Below are 15,511 nucleotides of genomic sequence, written 5' to 3'. Positions count from 1 at the left end.
GGGACTCCTGCTGGGCTGCGTTCGCTGAGGGTTCGGGCACGGGACAAGACTGCCTTATCGGGGCGGGGACGTGCGGTGCAGGGGCCTGCGGAGGCCCTACCGTGGGGTGTGTGATTGACGTACGGCGCTCCGGCGACCGGTACCGCGGCGGGGAGACCGCGGCCGGCATCGAGTCCCGCCATGCCTTCTCCTTCGGCCCCCACTACGACCCCGACAACCTCCGCTTCGGCGCCGTCCTGGCCTGCAACGAAGAGCGCCTCGCGCCCGGCGCCGGCTTCGACGAACACCCGCACAGCCACACCGAGATCGTGACCTGGGTCGTCGAGGGCGAACTGACGCACCGCGATTCGACAGGGCACGAGTCGCTGGTGCGCCCCGGCGACGTGCAGCACCTGTCCGCCGCGGGCGGTGTCCGGCACGTCGAACGCAACGACGGCCCGACGCCCCTCGTCTTCGTCCAGATGTGGCTGGCCCCCCTCGCCCCGGGCGGCGACCCGTCCTACGAGGTGGTCCGCGGCATCGCCGACTCCACGCCGTACGCGGTGCCCGGCGCGGGGGCGCTGCTGCACGTACGCCGGGCGGCGGCGGGGGAGCGGCTCGCCATCCCGGACGCACCGCTCGTGTACGTGCATGTGGTGCGCGGCGAAGTGGAGTTGGGCGGCGAGCCCCTGGGGCCGGGCGACGCCGTGCGGATCACCGGGGAGACGGGGCTCGAAGGGGTGGCCTCGGGCGCCGCGGAACTCCTGATCTGGGAGATGGCGGGCGCGGTGGGTGGTGCCGCTTAGCCGCGCACCTCGGCGAGCACCGCGTCGGTGAACGGGGGCCACACCTCAGCGGCCCACGGCCCGAAGGGCCGGTCGGTGAGCGCGACGCACGCCACGCCCGCGTCCGGGTCGATCCACAGGAACGTGCCCGCCTGCCCGAAGTGCCCGAACGTCCGCGGCGACGACGAACTCCCCGTCCAGTGCGGCGCCTTGGAGTCGCGGATCTCGAACCCGAGCCCCCAGTCGTTCGGGTTCTGGTGCCCGTACCCCGGCAGTACGCCCTTCAGCCCCGGGTACGTCACGGTCATCGCCGCGGCCACGGTCCGCGCGTCGAGCAACTGCGGGGCCTGCACCTCCGCCGCGAACCGCACCAGGTCGTCGACGGTGGACACCCCGTCCTTGGCAGGCGAGAGGTCACCTTCGAGCGAGGTGGACGTCATGCCAAGCGGTACGAGGACCGCCTGGCGCAGGTACTCCGCGAAGGGGATGTCCGTCGCCTTCGCGATGTGGTCGCCGAGGACCTCGAACCCCGCGTTCGAGTACAGCCGCCGCGTGCCCGGCGCCGAGGTCGTGCGGTGCTCGTCGAACGCGAGCCCGCTGGTGTGCGCGAGCAGGTGCCGCACCGTCGAGCCCTCGGGCCCCGCGGGCTCGTCCAGCTCGATCGCCCCTTCCTCGTACGCGACGAGGGCGGCGTACGCCGCGAGGGGTTTGGTGACCGAGGCGAGGGCGAAACGCCGGTCCGTGGGACCGTGGGCCCCGAGCGACGTGCCGTCCGCACGGACGACGGCGGCGGCCGCGGTGGGGACCGGCCAGTTCTCGATCAACGCCAGGCTCTGCATGCGCACGAGCCTAAGGTCCCTACAGGTCGAGGCGCATCGAGGGGTCGGGCTTGCGTACGAAGCCAAGAGAGACATCTCCCCGATTTCCCCTTGATCCGCTTGCTTGGAGTGCACTCCAAGGTTCTAGCGTGAGGGGCATGACGGTGATGCAGACCAGGACCGAGGCGGCGGGGCCCCCGAGCCCGGACGGCCAGGACCACTACACGATCAGCGAGGTCGCGGCCCACACCGGGCTGAGCGCCTACACGCTGCGGTGGTACGAGCGGATCGGCCTGATGCCGCACATCGACCGCTCCCACACGGGCCAGCGCCGCTACCGCAACCGCGACCTGGACTGGCTCGCCTTCGTCGGCAAGCTGCGCCTGACCGGGATGCCCGTCGCGGACATGGTCCGGTACGCGGAACTGGTCCGCGAGGGACAGCACACGTTCCCCGATCGCCAGGAACTCCTGGAGCAGACGCGGCGCGACGTCCGCGGCCGCATCGCGGAGCTGCAGGACACCCTCGCCGTCCTCGACTACAAGATCGACACGTACGCGGCCGCCCGCGGGGTGTCGGAGACGCCCTGACCGACGACGACCCCGGAGACAGGCCCTCAGAGCTCCGCGAGCAGCTCGGCCTTCTTCATCGTGAACTCGTCGTCCGTGAGCAGGCCCGCCTGGTGCAGCTCGCCCAGGTGCCGGATGCGGTCCGCGATGTCCGCCGGGTCGCGCCGTACGGCCGGCGCCGCGGAGACGCTCGTACCGACGCCGCCGGAGCTCAGGGCCGGGCCCGCCCCCGACGCCCGCACCGCGGCGAGGACCGACGCGGCGAACGGCAGCGACTCGTGGACCGGGCCGTAGCCGAGGCCGAACACCACGGCCGCCGGATCCTGGTCGGCCTGTCCCGGCTGTGCCACGGGGCTCTCGCGGCGCAGCAGCCGCAGATGGCCCTCGAACACCTCCGGGGAGCGCCACTCGATGCCGCTCAGGTCGGTGACCAGGAAGCTCTGGTCACCGGCCTTCCACTTCGCCGACGAGGCGCCCGTCCAGAACCAGCGGAAGGAGACCGTCTTGCCGTCGAAGGACGCCTTGCCGTCGTACGCCTTGAACTGCAAGGGCGTCTCGGGCGCGGTCACCAGATAGCGGTCCGTCGGCACGCCGTCGTACCCGTCCGAGGAGATCTCCGCCCGCAGCTCGTCCGCGTAGTACTCGGCGAGCGTCTCCCGCTCGGCGGGCAGCACGAGGCGGTACGGGTCGCAGCCGTCCTTGAGCTGGCCCGCCGCGGCCTCCATCAGAGGATCGGCGCCCGGCTTCGGCACGGCATGCAGAACCACGGTCCCGCGTCTCCCGGGGGAGAGTGTCACCGCTGCGATCGCCTCGTGGGGGATGCGCCGTTCGCCGAGAGCCTGGAAGAGCTTCGGCGTGCGGATTCCCCGTTCGAAGCGGATGAGCACGGAGTCGGACTGGAACTCCCAGGCGGCATGAAATCCGGCCAGTACGTCACCCATGCGGCTCATCGTAGGCGGCACGAGCGCCTCCGTCCCTCCTGCGGCGGGCCGCTGTTTCATCGATTTCTACGCGCGTCAGGCCGCTGCCGCGCCGGAAAAACCCTTCCGGCAGGCGTCGTCCTCGGTCGCGCACCGCACCCCGTCGTAGGCGCCGGTGCCGATTTCTGCGAAGTTGCGCAGGCTCTCCGTGCCCGGCTCGAAATAGCCGGTGTGCCCCCGCGCGCCCGCCGCGGACAGCACGCGCGCGCCGAAGCCCGCCGCCACCGGGTCGGCGCCGTGGCCGAGCCCGCCGAATTCCATGTTCGGGACATCCTGGATCCAGTCGTCGCCGTCCCGGGTGGCCCAGATCCGGGCACCCGTGCCCAGCTGCGACGCCGAGTCGGCGCGCATGCCGGGGCTGCCCGCCACCGTGATGTCGGTGACCCGTGGGGGGAGCTTCCGCGCGGCCACACCGCACACCACGGAGCCGTAGCTGTGGCAGTACAGCGCGACCGGAGTGCGGCCGGGCAGACCGCGCACCATGGAGTCGAGGCGCTTGGACCCGTCCTCGGCGCGCATGGCCGTGGCCGCGTCCACGCCGATCCCGACGGGCGCGGTGTAGTCGGCCCAGGCGATCACGGCGGTACGCGCGCGTGGCTTCACCGAGCGCTCCTCGCGGTAGAGAGACTTGGCCATGCCCACCGGCGCCGAGTTCTTGCGGAACGTTCGCTCGAACGTCAGTACGTTGGTGTCGACGCCCGGCACGATGACCGAGACGCGGCGGGCCTTGTCGAGGTCTCCGAAGACCTCGGCTATCCGGCCCGAGCCCATGGGATCGAAGGCGAACACCTGCCGCTCCGGGCGCATCATGACCCCGAACCGCTTCATCCTGCGTTCGGCCTCCTGCTGCCCCAGAGGGGAGAGCCGCTTGTCGTGCATGCGCTGGCGCTCGACCGTGCGGGCCTGCCCCAGAGCGATGTGGTTCGCGCGGTAACGCAGGGTGGCGGGCGCGCCGTTCATGTTGCCGACCGCGAGGGGGTAGCGGGCGGCGAGGCGGTTCTGCTGCCGCGCGTCGAGCGTGGTGAAGAAGTGCGCGAGCCGGCCGGCCGGAGCGTCGGTGTCGGGCAGCGGGCGCTTGCCGATGTGCCCGTGCTCCCAGGCGGAGCGCGCGGCTTCCAGAGGCGATGCGTCGCCTCTGTTGTGCCGCACGGCCGTCCACCCGGTGGTGGCCAGCATGACGAACACGACGGCGAGCGCGAGCAGAGTGCGCCAGGCGTTGAGTTGAGGGGATGAGTCGAAGGAAGTCACTACGGAACACCCTAGGAGAACCGTGATGCCTACCGTGCATCGCGTGAGGCAGATCACGTTTCTTGACGGGTAATTGAGGCAAAGCGGGCGCATATTGAACCATTCCGTCACACTCCGTAGGCGCAAGTCGCGCATGCGGCAGCAGGGGTGACGGCTACTCAGGGTGTACGGTCCGTGGCTCGGCGCCAGTCCTTCGCCAGTCCTCCGCCAGTGCGGGCTCCAAGTGGTCGAGATACCGCTCCGTGAGCGCGCGGATCGACTCCAGGCTGGCGTCCCCGCCCGCGCCCCACAGCCGCCCCGTGGCCCGCATGACGCCGCCGAAGGCGGCGACGGCCACGCGCGGGCGCGGGTCGCTGCCCGGGTCGAGCCCCTCGCGCTCCGCGATCACGCGCGTGACCTCGTCCTCCGTCTCGATGGAGCGCCGCAGGTGGACGGCGAGCAGGGAGGGCGTCGACTCGATCATCTGGTACGTCCGCATGTGGAGTTCGACCGGGACGACCTCCTCGATGGACTGGCCCATCGCCTCCCAGGCGCCGAGGACAGCGCCGCGCAGCGCCGTCAGCGGCGCCTCGTGGGCGGGGCGCTCGCGCACGGTCCGGACGAACCGCGCCTCCACCATGTCCTGGACCGCGAAGGCGGCCTCTTCCTTGTTGGCGAAGTACCGGAAGAACGTGCGCTGGGAGACGTCGACGGCCTCGGCGATCTCGTCGACGGTGGTCTCCTCGTACCCCTTGGTCGTGAAGAGTTCGAGCGCCGCGCGCAGGAGTGCGTCCCGGGTGCGCTGCTTCTTGCGCTCGCGCAGCCCCGGCGTCGCGGAGCCCGCGGAAGGGTCCTCGGGGACCTCGATGCGCGTCGCCGGGGTGTCGGTCGCTCGCTGCGTGGTCTTCACACCGTGGTCCTCTTTCCTGCCGTTTGCCCAGTTCACCATACCTGTGAGCTAGGTGACAGTCGCTAACTGGTGAAATAGTTTGTCAACTGTCAGACACTGTCACTAATCTCGGGCGCATGACTAGTCAGACCACCGTCGACACGGCGGACAAGGCACCGGAGCCCCTGCCCGTTCCGGCCCCGGCCAAGGGGCTCCGAGGCCACCCCTGGCTGACGCTCTTCGCCGTCGCGATCGGCGTGATGATGGTCGCCCTTGACGGCACCATCGTGGCGATCGCCAACCCGGCGATCCAGAAGGACCTCGGCGCCACCTTCGCCGAGGTGCAGTGGATCACCAACGGCTACTTCCTGGCGCTGGCCGTCGCACTGATCACCGCGGGCAAGCTGGGCGACCGCTTCGGACACCGCCAGACCTTCCTCATAGGCGTGATCGGCTTCGCCGCAGCCTCGGGGGCCATCGGCCTCTCGGACACCATCCCGCTGGTGGTCGCCTTCCGCGTCCTCCAGGGCCTGTTCGGCGCCCTGCTGATGCCCGCCGCGCTCGGCCTGCTGCGCGCCACGTTCCCGGCCGAGAAGCTCAACATGGCCATCGGCATCTGGGGCATGGTCATCGGCGCGTCCACGGCCGGCGGCCCGATCCTCGGCGGCCTCCTCGTCCAGCACGTCAGCTGGCAGTCCGTCTTCTTCATCAACGTGCCGGTCGGCATCATCGCTCTGGTGCTCGGTCTGGTCATCCTCAGGGACCACCGCGCCGAGAACGCGCCGAAGTCCTTCGACGTCCTCGGCATCGCGCTGCTCTCGGCGGCCATGTTCTGTCTGGTCTGGGCGCTCATCAAGGCCCCGGAGTGGGGCTGGGGCTCCGGCATGACCTGGACGTTCATCGGCGTCTCCGTGCTGTGCTTCGCGTCCTTCGCGGTATGGGAGACGAAGGTCAAGGAACCGCTCATCCCGCTGGGACTGTTCCGCTCCGTGGCGCTGTCCGCGGGCGTGGTCCTCATGGTGCTCATGGCCATCGCCTTCATGGGAGGCCTCTTCTTCGTCACCTTCTACCTCCAGAACGTGCACGGGATGAGCCCCGTCGACAGCGGCCTGCACCTGCTGCCGCTCACCGGCATGATGATCGTGGGCTCGCCGCTGGCGGGCGCGATGATCACCAAGGTGGGGCCGCGCATCCCGCTCGCGGGCGGCATGCTGTGCACCGCCGTCGCCATGTACGGGATGTCCACCCTGGAGACGGACACCGGAAGCGGCCTCATGTCGATCTGGTTCGCGCTCCTCGGCCTCGGCCTCGCCCCGGTGATGGTCGGCGCGACCGAGGTCATCGTGGGCAACGCGCCGATGGAGCTCTCCGGCGTCGCAGGCGGCCTGCAGCAGGCCGCGATGCAGATCGGCGGCAGCCTCGGCACCGCCGTCCTCGGTGCCGTCATGGCGTCGAAGGTCGACAGCGACCTGCCCGGCAACTGGGCCGACGCGAAGCTCCCGCCGCTCAGCGAGGCCCAGCTCGACAAGGCCGCCGAGGCCGTCCAGGTCGGCGTGGCGCCGGTCCCGCCGAAGGCGCCGCCGTCCGTCGCCGAGCAGATCACCTCGGTCGCGCACGACACCTTCATGTCGGGCATGGGCCTGGCCTGCCTGGTCGCCACCGGAGTCGCCGCGGTCGCCGTGTTCGTCGCGTTCCTGACCAAGCGTGGTGTCAACGCCGAGGCGGGCGCGGGCGTGGGCCACATCTGAGAGTCTCGGGGAAAGCCCCTCAGGGAAAACCTGGGGGGCTTTCGCCTATCCGGGTGACGCACATTCGTACCCCTTCCGACGGCCCGGCCGACGGGTCCAGAGTGCGGAGAGAAGATCCGCACGAGCACGGCACGGGTGACCGGACCGCGTCTCATGGGGACAACTGCGCCACATCACACGGGGGTTGAAGAGATGCGTAGGACCATGCCCACGACCGTCACGGCAGTCGCACTCGCCGCGGTCATCCTGACGCCCGCACACGCCGGAGCCGCACACGCCGGAGCCGCACACACCGGGGCCGCACATGCCGGGGCCGCCGCCCCGCCGACACTGCGCGGCTGCGGACCGGGCGAGCTCTGCCTGTGGGAGCGGGCGCAGTTCCGGGGGACCCGCCAGGTGTACGAGCTGGCCGACATCGACATCGAGAGCTGCGTCGCGCTGCCGGAGGGGGGCAGCGCGACGGCCCTCGCCAATCGCACCGGTCGGCCGGTCACCGCGTACCAATCGGCGGAGTGCGCGGAGACCGCCGAGTTCGACACCTATCCGGGCAGCGGCACCTGGGCGCCCGAAACTCCCTACCGCGTACGGGCATTCAAGGTCTGGGAGAGCTGAACGGGGGTACTCGCACAGCACGCGCGAGCGCCCCGGCCCACGCGGCCGCATGTGGTCGCGGAGCCGGCCGGATCGCGCGACGCTCGGGACCATCGGGCCAACACGTCGACCCCACCGCATCACCCGACGTCCGGATGTTCCTATAAGAGCCTGTCTTGGGCCCCTGAACACCGGAGGGCGACGAGCCAAGAGGCCCGCCGCCCTCCGGTAGGAGCGAGGAACAGAGACGCTAGGCGTCGCCCCCGGCCGCACCCGGGTCGGCGGCCATCACGTCGAGGAGCTGGTAGCGGTCGATCGCCTGCTTCAGGACGGAGCGGTCGACCTTGCCCTCACGGGCCAGTTCCGTCAGTACGCCGACCACGATCGACTGCGCGTCGATGTGGAAGAACCGACGGGCCGCGCCACGCGTATCGGCGAAGCCGAAGCCGTCCGCGCCCAGTGACTGGTACGTACCGGGCACCCAGCGGGAGATCTGGTCGGGCACGCTCCGCATCCAGTCGGAGACGGCCACGAACGGGCCCTCGGCGTCGGACAGCTTCCGCGTGACGTACGGGACACGCTGCTCCTCCTCGGGGTGCAGGAGGTTGTGGCGCTCGACGTCCACGGCCTCGCGGCGCAGCTCGTTCCAGGAGGTCGCCGACCAGACGTCCGCCTTGACGTTCCACTCAGAGGCGAGGATCTGCTGGGCCTCGACCGCCCACGGCACCGCGACGCCGGACGCCATGATCTGGGCCGGGACGGCGCCCTGCTCGCCCGCCTTGAAGCGGTAGATGCCCTTGAGGATGCCCTCGACGTCCACGTCGGCGGGCTCGGCCGGGTGCTGGATCGGCTCGTTGTAGACGGTGAGGTAGTAGAAGACGTCCTCGCTGTCGGGGCCGTACATCCGGCGCAGGCCGTCCTTGACGATGTGCGCGATCTCGTAGCCGAACGCCGGGTCGTAGGCGACACAGCCCGGGTTGGTCGAGGCGAGCAGCTGCGAGTGCCCGTCCGCGTGCTGCAGGCCCTCGCCGGTCAGTGTCGTGCGGCCGGCGGTGGCACCGAGGACGAAGCCGCGCGCGAGCTGGTCGGCCATCTGCCAGAACTGGTCGCCGGTGCGCTGGAAACCGAACATCGAGTAGAAGACGTATACGGGGATCAGCGGCTCGCCGTGTGTGGCGTAGGCCGAACCCGCGGCGATGAGGGACGCCGTGCAGCCCGCCTCGGAGATGCCGTCGTGCAGCATCTGGCCCGTCGGCGACTCCTTGTAGGCCAGGAGGAGGTCGCGGTCCACTGCCTCGTACTGCTGGCCGAGCGGGTTGTAGATCTTCGCGCTCGGGAAGAACGCGTCCATGCCGAAGGTGCGGTACTCGTCGGGGGCGATCAGCACGAAGCGCTTGCCGATCTCCTTGTCCCGCATGAGGTCCTTCAGGATGCGGACGAACGCCATGGTGGTGGCGATCGACTGCTGGCCCGAGCCCTTCTTCGCGGCCGCGTACGTCTTGTCCTCGGGGAGCGGCAGCGGCTCCGCGCGCACCACCCGGGTCGGGACGTAACCGCCGAGGCCCAGGCGGCGGTCGTGCATGTACTGGATCTCTTCGGAGTCGCGGCCCGGGTGGTAGTACGGCGGGGCGCCGTCCTCGAGCTGCTTGTCCGTGATCGGGATGTGCAGGCGGTCGCGGAAGCCCTTGAGGTCGTCGACCGTCAGCTTCTTCATCTGGTGCGTGGCGTTGCGGCCCTCGAAGTTCGGGCCGAGGGTCCAGCCCTTCACCGTCTGGGCGAGGATCACCGTCGGCTGGCCCTTGTGGGCCTTGGCCGCCGAGAACGCCGCGAAGATCTTCTTGTGGTCGTGACCGCCGCGGCCCAGGTGCAGGATCTGGTCGTCGGTCATGTTCTCGACCATGGCGCGCAGCCGCTGGTCCTCGCCGAAGAAGTGGTCGCGGATGTAGGAGCCGGTCTCCGTGGCGTACGTCTGGAACTGGCCGTCGGGCGTCGTGTTCAGCTTGTTGACCAGGATGCCGTCGCGGTCCTGCGCGAGCAGCGGGTCCCAGCTGCGGTCCCAGACCAGCTTGATGACGTTCCAGCCGGCGCCGCGGAACTGCGACTCCAGCTCCTGGATGATCTTGCCGTTGCCGCGCACCGGGCCGTCGAGGCGCTGCAGGTTGCAGTTGACGACGAAGGTGAGGTTGTCCAGGCCCTCGCGGGCGGCGATGGAGAGCTGGCCGAGCGACTCGGGCTCGTCCATCTCGCCGTCGCCGAGGAACGCCCAGACGTGCGACTTGGAGGTGTCGGCGATGGAGCGCGCCTCCATGTAGCGGTTCATCCGCGCCTGGAAGATAGCGCCGAGCGGGCCGAGGCCCATGGAGACCGTCGGGAACTCCCAGAAGTCCGGCATCAGTCGCGGGTGGGGGTACGACGAGAGGCCGTTGGGCGCCTTGGACTTCTCCTGGCGGAACGCGTCGAGCTGCGGCTCGGAGAGCCGGTCGAGGAGGAAGGCGCGGGCGTAGATACCGGGGGACGCGTGCCCCTGGAAGAAGATCTGGTCGCCGCCGTCGCCCTCGTCCTTGCCGCGGAAGAAGTGGTTGAAGCCCACGTCGTAGAGGGAGGCGGAGGAGGCGAAGGTGGCGATGTGGCCGCCGACGCCGATGCCGGGGCGCTGGGCGCGGGAGACCATCACCGCGGCGTTCCAGCGGGTGGCGTTCAGGACCTTGCGTTCGATTTCCTCGTTGCCGGGGAAGAACGGTTCGTCCTTGGTGGCGATCGTATTGACGTAGTCCGTACTGCGCATCTCGGGCGCGGCGACACGCTTCTCGCGCGCTCGCTCGATCAGCCGGAGCATCAGGTACCGGGCCCGCTCGCGTCCGCGTTCGTCGACCGCGGCGTCGAGCGAGTCGAGCCACTCCTGGGTCTCTTCGGGATCGAAGTCCGGGACCTGACTGGGCAGGCCGCCAATGATGATCGGGTTGCGATCGGATCCGGAAGCCACGCTGTTCCTTCGCTGTCGGGGCTCTCGCCTGGGTTCTGCCTGGCCGTGCACCGCTCCCCATCGTGTACCGCGTGGACGCGTTCGTCATGTCTACCGATAGGTAACCGAGACGTTCATCCGGCGTCCCTGGGGTAGGCTCGGCCCAAATCGCAACGATACGCCCATCCTGCCTAGAGCCTTCGCAGAGCCGTTCGGTCTCGTACGGGTGGGGCGGCAGTTGCGGCGACACGGTCGGGAACGTCACCGTTTCGGCGGTCTCGACGGCCGGGTACTTGCGCGATCCGTCCCGCCCGTGTGGACTACGGCCAACGCCCCGCGCACGCGCGTGGCTGACAGGCATTCCCAAAAACATGATCAGGAGGCAATCCGTGAGCGCGACCGCGGACCACGCGGAGACGAACCTTGCCGTAAGGCTTGGTTTCCAGCCCGACCAGGTGGTCCAGGAGATCGGCTACGACGACGACGTCGACCAGGAGCTCCGCGAGGCCATCGAGGAGGCCACTGGCACAGAGCTCGTCGACGAGGACTACGACGACGTGGCTGACGCCGTGGTGCTCTGGTTCCGTGAGGACGACGGGGACCTGACTGACGCGTTGGTGGATGCCCTCGCGTACATGGAGGAGGGCGGCTCGATCCTGCTCCTCACTCCGAAGACCGGTCGCGACGGGTACGTCGAGCCGAGCGAAATCGGCGAGGCGTCGACCACCGCGGGCCTCTCCCAGACCAAGAGCATCAACGCCGGCAAGGACTGGAACGGCAGCCGGCTGATCACCCCCAAGGGAGCCGCGAAGAAGCGCTAGGCCCCCCGCGGCCGAGAGAAGCGCCGGGCCCGCGCGGCCCCAGCGGCACCAGCCGGAGAAACGCCGTGAGGCCCCCGTCGACACACCTGTCGGCGGGGGCCTCACGCACGCGGGGGCGCGGACCGCCGGACGTAGGGTGGACGTCACCCGATCAGCCCCACCCGAGGGGCTCCGTCGAAGGGATGCGTACTCATGGCGCTCGCTGGAATCGCCACCGGCACCAAGGCCCCGGAATTCGAGCTGAAGGACAACCACGGCCGCACCGTGCGGCTCTCCGACTTCCGCGGCGAGAAGAACGTGGTGCTGCTCTTCTACCCGTTCGCGTTCACCGGCGTGTGCACCGGCGAGCTGTGCGCCCTCCGCGACGAGCTGCCGAAGTTCGTCAACGACGACACCCAGCTGCTCGCCGTCTCCAACGACTCCATGCACACGCTGCGCGTCTTCGCCGAGCAGGAGGGCCTGGAGTACCCGCTGGTCTCCGATTTCTGGCCGCACGGCGAGGTCAGCCGCGCCTATGGCGTCTTCGATGAGGAGAAGGGGTGCGCGGTGCGCGGCACCTTCATCATCGACAAGGAGGGCGTGGTGCGCTGGACCGTCGTGAACGGCCTCCCCGACGCGCGTGACCTGAATGAGTACGTCACGGCGCTCGAAACGCTCTGAGCGGGCCCTGTTTTTCGCTCGCTGCCGGGAACCGGTCACTAGGATCCACACGTTGATCCGATGGCAAAGCAACGCTTGGGGCTCCCCGCCCCTGGACACCAATTGGGAGGATTCGTGGGAGTCAGCCTCAGCAAGGGCGGCAACGTATCGCTGAGCAAGGAGGCGCCGGGCCTGACCGCAGTTCTGGTCGGCCTCGGCTGGGACGTCCGCACCACCACCGGTACGGACTTCGACCTCGACGCCAGTGCGATCCTGACGAACGCCGAGGGCAAGGTCAGCAGTGACGGCAACTTCGTGTTCTTCAACAACCTGAAGAGCCCCGACGGCTCCGTCGAGCACACCGGTGACAACACCACCGGTGAGGGCGAGGGTGACGACGAGGCGATCAAGGTCGACCTCGCCGCGGTCCCCGCCGACGTGGAGAAGATCGTTTTCCCGGTCTCCATCTACGACGCCGAGAACCGCCAGCAGTCGTTCGGCCAGGTGCGCAACGCGTTCATCCGCGTCGTGAACCAGGCGGGCGGCGCGGAGATCGCCCGTTACGACCTCTCCGAGGACGCCTCGACGGAGACCGCGATGGTCTTCGGCGAGCTGTACCGCCACGGCGCCGAGTGGAAGTTCCGCGCGGTCGGCCAGGGCTACGCCTCGGGCCTGCGCGGCATCGCGCAGGACTTCGGCGTCAACGTCTGAGCCGAAAGCACCCTCGCGCCCCGCGTCCGGCGCCGCACCACACGAGTGCGGCGCCGGACGCGCTCACCACCTGCTCTTCTCACCTCGGGGAGGACCATCACCATGGGCGTCACGCTCGCCAAGGGAGGCAATGTCTCCCTCTCCAAGGCCGCACCCGATCTCACCCGGATCCTCGTCGGCCTTGGCTGGGACGCGCGCTCCACCACCGGCGCCCCCTTCGACCTCGACGCCAGCGCACTGCTGTGCAACGCGGGCAAGGTCCTCGGCGACGAGTGGTTCATCTTCTACAACAACCTCAAGAGCCCCGACGAATCCGTGGAGCACACCGGAGACAACCTCACGGGTGAGGGTGACGGCGACGACGAGTCGCTCCTGATCGACCTCTCCAAGGTGCCGGACGGCTGCGACAAGATCGTCTTTCCGGTCTCGATCCACGAGGCGGACAACCGGGGCCAGACGTTCGGCCAGGTCAGCAACGCGTTCATCCGCGTCGTGAACCAGGCGGACGGCCAGGAGCTCGCGCGCTACGACCTCAGCGAGGACGCTTCCTCGGAGACCGCAATGATCTTCGGTGAGGTGTATCGGTACGGCGGAGAGTGGAAGTTCCGTGCAGTCGGACAGGGGTACGCGTCAGGCCTGCGCGGCATCGCTCTAGACTTCGGGGTCAACGTTTCGTAAAGCCGGGGACCGGCGCGGGGGAGACCGCTAAACGGGAGCCCGTACACACACGATTGGGTAGCCAGTGCTTCTGAAAACCTTCGGCTGGTCGTTCGCGGTCACCGCGCTCGGCTTGGTCGCCGCGGTGATCTACGGGGGGTGGACCGGGTTCGGCGTAGTGGCGATCCTGTCCATCCTCGAGATCTCGCTGTCCTTCGACAACGCGGTGGTCAACGCCGGAATCCTGAAGAAGATGAGTGCCTTCTGGCAGAAGATCTTCCTCACCGTCGGCGTGCTCATCGCGGTCTTCGGCATGCGGCTGGTCTTCCCCGTCGTGATCGTGGCCATCAGCGCCAAGATCGGCCCGATCGAGGCCGTCCGTCTCGCCCTCAACGAGAAGGACCACTACCAGCAGCTGGTCACCGACGCCCACCCGTCGATCGCGGCCTTCGGCGGCATGTTCCTGCTCATGATCTTCCTCGACTTCATTTTCGAGGAGCGGGACATCAAGTGGCTGAGCTGGCTCGAGCGCCCGCTCGCCAAGCTCGGCAAGGTCGACATGCTGTCGGTCTGCATCGCCCTCGTCGTGCTCCTCATCTCGGCCATGACCGTCGCCACCCACGCCCACCAGCACGGCGGCGCGCATGTCGACAAGGCGCAGACGGTCCTCATCTCCGGTATCGCGGGTCTGATCACGTATCTCGTGGTCGGCGGACTCTCCGGCTACTTCGAGAACAAGCTGGAGGAGGACGAGGAGCGCGAGCACGAGGAGGAGGAAGAGGCCAAGCGGACCGGCAAGAAGGTTCCTGCCGTCGTGATGGCCGGCAAGGCGGCGTTCTTCATGTTCCTCTACCTCGAGGTCCTGGACGCGTCCTTCTCCTTCGACGGCGTCATCGGCGCCTTCGCGATCACCAACGACATCGTCCTGATGGCGCTCGGCCTCGGCATCGGCGCCATGTACGTCCGGTCCCTCACCGTCTACCTGGTCCGCCAGGGCACCCTCGACGACTACGTCTACCTGGAGCACGGCGCGCACTACGCGATCGGCGCCCTCGCCGTGATCCTCCTGGTCACCATCCAGTACGAGATCCACGAGGTCATCACCGGATCCGTCGGCGTCATCCTGATCGCCTGGTCCTTCATCTCGTCCGTGATCCGCAACAAGCGGATGGCGGCGGCAGAGGGGCAAGGATCGGGAGAGAAGGCCGAGGTCTCGTCCGGGGTCTGAGCCTGACTGATTCCCTCGCCGACCCGTCCGATTCCGGTTCCCGGAGTGTGACGGCGGCCGGGGTGAGGAACGCTCTGTGCGGGGCGGCCGTCGAGGAGAGGTCCTCATGGCCGCCCCGCCGGTATTCGTAGGCGGGCACAAGGGCACTTGGGGGCGGGAATGTCCTTCTGGGACGGTCTGTGGCGTGGGCGTTCGATGGACTTCGAATCGGGCAGCGCCGCCACCAACTCCATCGAACTGACCAAACGGCACCCGACGGTCTCGCTCTCCAAGCAGGGCGCGGCCACCGGCAACCTGCGCGTCAACCTGTCCTGGCAGATGCGCACCTCCGACCTCGTCGGCGGGTCGCGCGGCGGCGGATCACTGCGGCACCCCCTACAGATGTTCCGGCCCGAGCCGGTCCAGGCGCACACGCAGAGCATGGTCAACGTCGACCTCGACCTGGGCTGCCTGTACGAGCTGGCCGACGGCGACAAGGGCGTGGTGCAGCCGCTCGGCAACTTCTTCGGGAGCCTCAACTCCCCGCCGTACGTGAAGGGCAGTGGCGACGACCGGTTCGGTTCGGGGTCGGGCGAGACGCTCTACGTCAATCTCGACCACCGCGAGGCGATCAAACGGCTGCTGATCTTCGTATACATCTACGACCAGACCCCGGCCTTCGACCGCACGCACGCGAAGGTCACGCTCTACCCCAGCAACGGCCCCCGGATCGAGATCGACCTGGACGAGCGGCAGCCCCAGGCCCGCTCGTGCGCGGTCGTCTCCATCGAGAACGTCAAGGACGAACTGGTCGTGCGGCGCGAGGTGAAGTTCGTCTACGGCTTCCAGGCCGAGCTCGACCGGCTGTACGGCTGGGGGCTCCAGTGGGGCCGGGGTTACAAGTCCAAGGTGGGCTGAGCCGTGCGCC

The 15,511-nt window shown here is 69.1% G+C and carries 15 protein-coding genes; 10 read left to right on the top strand and 5 right to left on the bottom strand.

Translation table 11 applies throughout. From position 1 onward, the window contains the following. The first annotated feature begins 110 nt into the window (after positions 1–110). Positions 111–785: a pirin family protein gene (locus ABZ953_RS01415; protein WP_361714799.1), complete on the top strand. Its 675-nt coding sequence runs from the start codon at positions 111–113 to the stop codon at positions 783–785. Here ABZ953_RS01415 and ABZ953_RS01410 read toward each other — a convergent pair. Next, positions 782–1,609 carry a serine hydrolase domain-containing protein gene (locus tag ABZ953_RS01410; RefSeq protein WP_361714796.1) on the bottom strand — a complete coding sequence of 276 codons (828 nt, stop codon included), beginning with the start codon at positions 1,607–1,609 and terminating at the stop codon, positions 782–784. The genes ABZ953_RS01415 and ABZ953_RS01410 overlap by 4 nt on opposite strands. A gap of 131 nt (positions 1,610–1,740) precedes the next feature. On the opposite strand from ABZ953_RS01410, the gene ABZ953_RS01405 reads away from it, so the two are divergent. Further along, positions 1,741–2,172, top strand: a complete 432-nt coding sequence (locus tag ABZ953_RS01405) for a MerR family transcriptional regulator (RefSeq protein ID WP_361714794.1) — start codon at positions 1,741–1,743, stop codon at positions 2,170–2,172. Positions 2,173–2,198: 26 nt separating this feature from the next. On the opposite strand, the gene ABZ953_RS01400 is transcribed toward ABZ953_RS01405, so the two are convergent. The 3 genes from ABZ953_RS01400 to ABZ953_RS01390 form a co-directional block, all read right to left on the bottom strand. Next, positions 2,199–3,092: a DUF4429 domain-containing protein gene (locus ABZ953_RS01400; RefSeq protein WP_361714791.1), complete on the bottom strand. Its 894-nt coding sequence runs from the start codon at positions 3,090–3,092 to the stop codon at positions 2,199–2,201. A gap of 75 nt (positions 3,093–3,167) precedes the next feature. Next, the gene (locus ABZ953_RS01395; protein WP_361714788.1) at positions 3,168–4,379 is read right to left on the bottom strand and encodes an alpha/beta hydrolase; all 1,212 of its coding nucleotides are present in this window, start codon (positions 4,377–4,379) and stop codon (positions 3,168–3,170) included. 154 nt (positions 4,380–4,533) lie between these two features. Next, positions 4,534–5,226, bottom strand: coding sequence for a TetR family transcriptional regulator (locus ABZ953_RS01390; protein ID WP_361715625.1), 693 nt, complete (start codon positions 5,224–5,226; stop codon positions 4,534–4,536). Between the two features lie 158 nt (positions 5,227–5,384). Between ABZ953_RS01390 and ABZ953_RS01385 the strand changes: the two genes are divergently transcribed. After that, positions 5,385–6,995, top strand: a complete 1,611-nt coding sequence (locus ABZ953_RS01385; RefSeq protein ID WP_361714785.1) for an MFS transporter — start codon at positions 5,385–5,387, stop codon at positions 6,993–6,995. A gap of 204 nt (positions 6,996–7,199) precedes the next feature. Further along, positions 7,200–7,607, top strand: coding sequence for a peptidase inhibitor family I36 protein (locus ABZ953_RS01380; protein ID WP_361714782.1), 408 nt, complete (start codon positions 7,200–7,202; stop codon positions 7,605–7,607). A 229-nt stretch (positions 7,608–7,836) separates the two neighbouring features. Here ABZ953_RS01380 and aceE read toward each other — a convergent pair whose 3' ends face one another. Further along, positions 7,837–10,569, bottom strand: a complete 2,733-nt coding sequence (gene aceE, locus ABZ953_RS01375) for a pyruvate dehydrogenase (acetyl-transferring), homodimeric type (RefSeq protein ID WP_361714779.1) — start codon at positions 10,567–10,569, stop codon at positions 7,837–7,839. A gap of 368 nt (positions 10,570–10,937) precedes the next feature. On the opposite strand from aceE, the gene ABZ953_RS01370 reads away from it, so the two are divergent. The 6 genes from ABZ953_RS01370 (at position 10,938) to ABZ953_RS01345 (ending at position 15,501) form a co-directional block, all read left to right on the top strand. Beyond that, complete coding sequence (locus ABZ953_RS01370; protein WP_361714776.1) at positions 10,938–11,369, top strand: DUF3052 domain-containing protein; 432 nt, start codon at positions 10,938–10,940, stop codon at positions 11,367–11,369. Positions 11,370–11,561: 192 nt separating this feature from the next. After that, entirely contained in the window at positions 11,562–12,029 is a 468-nt protein-coding gene (locus tag ABZ953_RS01365; RefSeq protein WP_361714773.1) for a peroxiredoxin, read from the top strand. A gap of 114 nt (positions 12,030–12,143) precedes the next feature. Next, positions 12,144–12,719 carry a TerD family protein gene (locus ABZ953_RS01360; protein WP_361714770.1) on the top strand — a complete coding sequence of 192 codons (576 nt, stop codon included), beginning with the start codon at positions 12,144–12,146 and terminating at the stop codon, positions 12,717–12,719. Between the two features lie 102 nt (positions 12,720–12,821). Next, positions 12,822–13,397, top strand: coding sequence for a TerD family protein (locus ABZ953_RS01355; protein WP_361714767.1), 576 nt, complete (start codon positions 12,822–12,824; stop codon positions 13,395–13,397). A gap of 64 nt (positions 13,398–13,461) precedes the next feature. Further along, positions 13,462–14,604 carry a DUF475 domain-containing protein gene (locus ABZ953_RS01350; protein WP_361714764.1) on the top strand — a complete coding sequence of 381 codons (1,143 nt, stop codon included), beginning with the start codon at positions 13,462–13,464 and terminating at the stop codon, positions 14,602–14,604. Between the two features lie 159 nt (positions 14,605–14,763). After that, positions 14,764–15,501 carry a Tellurium resistance gene (locus ABZ953_RS01345; RefSeq protein ID WP_361714761.1) on the top strand — a complete coding sequence of 246 codons (738 nt, stop codon included), beginning with the start codon at positions 14,764–14,766 and terminating at the stop codon, positions 15,499–15,501. Positions 15,502–15,511 lie beyond the last annotated feature (10 nt).

The sequence above is a fragment of the Streptomyces sp. NPDC046465 genome (genome assembly GCF_040646035.1).
GTDB lineage: Bacteria > Actinomycetota > Actinomycetes > Streptomycetales > Streptomycetaceae > Streptomyces.
The sequence above is the reverse complement of the archived record's forward strand: the minus strand, read 5'-3'. Positions and strand labels throughout refer to the sequence as shown.

Coding starts and splice junctions, on each gene's coding strand:
- ABZ953_RS01365 (WP_361714773.1), top strand. CDS start 11,562: ATGGCGCTCGCTGGAATCGCCACCGGCACCAAGGCCCCGGAATTCGAG.
- ABZ953_RS01385 (WP_361714785.1), top strand. CDS start 5,385: ATGACTAGTCAGACCACCGTCGACACGGCGGACAAGGCACCGGAGCCC.
- ABZ953_RS01355 (WP_361714767.1), top strand. CDS start 12,822: ATGGGCGTCACGCTCGCCAAGGGAGGCAATGTCTCCCTCTCCAAGGCC.
- ABZ953_RS01380 (WP_361714782.1), top strand. CDS start 7,200: ATGCCCACGACCGTCACGGCAGTCGCACTCGCCGCGGTCATCCTGACG.
- ABZ953_RS01400 (WP_361714791.1), bottom strand. CDS start 3,092: ATGGGTGACGTACTGGCCGGATTTCATGCCGCCTGGGAGTTCCAGTCC.
- ABZ953_RS01345 (WP_361714761.1), top strand. CDS start 14,764: ATGTCCTTCTGGGACGGTCTGTGGCGTGGGCGTTCGATGGACTTCGAA.
- ABZ953_RS01405 (WP_361714794.1), top strand. CDS start 1,741: ATGACGGTGATGCAGACCAGGACCGAGGCGGCGGGGCCCCCGAGCCCG.